Annotated in this window: 1 protein-coding gene; it reads right to left on the bottom strand. The window is 69.8% G+C overall.

The window, feature by feature from the left end:
• Positions 1-121 precede the first annotated feature (121 nt).
• Complete coding sequence (locus tag MRBLMG1_RS36145) at positions 122-1,330, bottom strand: IS701 family transposase (RefSeq protein WP_367828402.1); 1,209 nt, start codon at positions 1,328-1,330, stop codon at positions 122-124.
• Between the last annotated feature and the right edge of the window lie 16 nt (positions 1,331-1,346).

The raw sequence follows: 1,346 nt of genomic DNA, 5'->3' as shown, positions 1-1,346 counted from the left end.
CTAGTAGTGCTTTGTTAGGTGGTGTCGTAGGGCTGCCATGGGACGGTCTGTTGGCAGGTGGGGCAGGTGCCGGTCCAGGTGGCGATGAGGTGTTGGAGGAGGCCCAGGGCCTGGTAGAGAGTCAGGCCCTGGCAGGGGCTTTTGGGTGGGTCCGCTGTTCGGTCAGGAACAGGTGGGCGGCGGTGACGAGGGTGACGTGCCGGTGCCAGCCGGCGAACGAACGGCCCTCGAAGTGGTCCAGGCCCAGGGCTGTTTTCAGCTCGCGGTAGTCGTGCTCGATCCGCCACCGGGCTTTCGCCAGCCGGACCAGATCCTTGGCAGGGATGTCGGCGGGCAGGTTCGAGATCCAGTACTGCACCGGTTCGCGCTCGCCCTCGGGCCACCGGGCGATCAGCCAGGACAACCCGATCGTGCCGTCGGCAGCCGGTTTCGGGCGACGGCCCGCGAGCCGGACGCGCAGGAACACGAAGTGCGAGCTCATCGCCGCCTTCGATCCCTTGCGCCAGGTCACGGTCCGACCGCGGCCACGACCGGCAGCCAGCACATGCTCGCGCAAGGACACAGGCCGGGTGCGATATCGGGGCAGCGGCCTGGGGCCGAGCCCGCCGTATTCGGGCTGGTGCGGCACCGCGTCCTGGCCGTGGGCGGTCATCTCGCCCTTGGCCTGCAGCACCCAGGCCAGGCCGCGTTCGTCCAGGCCATGGCGGAAGTCAGCGTTCGCGCCGTAGCCGGTATCAGCGACCAGGACAGCGGGCCGCAGCCCGCAGCCGGCGAGTTCGTCGAGCATGTCCAGGGCGAGCTGCCACTTGGGACGGTGGCACTCCTCGTCGGGGATCCGGCAGGCCCGCCTGCGGGCCTGGGCGTCAGGGCCGTCCCAGCCGGCGGGCAGGAACAGGCGCCAGGACAACGGGCACGAAGCCTCCTCGGAGGCGGCGTGGACACTGACACCGATCTGGCAGTTGCCGACCTTGCCCAGAGTGCCCGAGTACTGCCGGGCCACCCCGGGCGAAAAACGGCCGTCCTTGGGAAAGCCGGTGTCGTCCACCACCCACACCTGCGGCCGCACGACGGCCACCGCCCGCCACGCCAGCCGGGCCCGCACGTCCCTGACCTGCCACGTCGAGGTCGTCATGAACTGCTGCAACTGCTGGTGATCGACACCGAGCCGTTCAGCCATCGGCTGCATCGACTTCCTGCGGCCGTCCAGCAGCAGCCCCCGCAGATATAACGCGCCCTTCGCCCGCTGATCCCGACGCACCAACGGCGCGAACACCTCCGCCGCGAACTCCTCCACCCGGCCCCGCACCGCAGCAAGCTCCCCAGCCCTCATACAGCCAGCGAACTAC

The sequence above is a fragment of the Streptomyces sp. LMG1-1-1.1 genome, from assembly GCF_040815545.1.
GTDB lineage: Bacteria > Actinomycetota > Actinomycetes > Streptomycetales > Streptomycetaceae > Streptomyces.
The sequence above is the reverse complement of the archived record's forward strand: the minus strand, read 5'-3'. Positions and strand labels throughout refer to the sequence as shown.